This is a genomic window from Vibrio sp. 10N.222.52.B7 (assembly GCF_041474275.1).
Classification (GTDB): domain Bacteria; phylum Pseudomonadota; class Gammaproteobacteria; order Enterobacterales; family Vibrionaceae; genus Vibrio; species Vibrio crassostreae_C.
Genome location: NZ_JBFRTU010000712.1, coordinates 1 through 238, shown reverse-complemented (window position 1 = coordinate 238; position 238 = coordinate 1). Strand labels below are relative to the sequence as shown.

Sequence of the window (238 nt, the reverse complement as noted above, 5' to 3'; positions counted from 1 at the left end):
AAGTAGTACTGAACCATAAACGTTGGTGGAAGGTGCTTGGTGTCAGCAACTTTACCTAGGCCATTAACAGAAATACTGTGAGAGAAAGGGCTCGCCGCTAGTACTTCAAAACTGATGTTGTCAGTGAACATGTAGCCGAAAGTAAGGCCAAGTTGAGTATCTGAATCTACTGAAAACTCTAGATCTGGGTTGTTAAGTACAGCGCCGCTGCTGTCGTTTGGAGATACCGTTGCTGCAC

The 238-nt window shown here is 45.4% G+C and carries 1 protein-coding gene; it reads right to left on the bottom strand.

The window, feature by feature from the left end; genetic code table 11:
* A partial coding sequence (locus AB4512_RS24935; RefSeq protein WP_372176146.1) for an OmpW family outer membrane protein occupies positions 1-238 on the bottom strand: 238 nt, incomplete at both ends.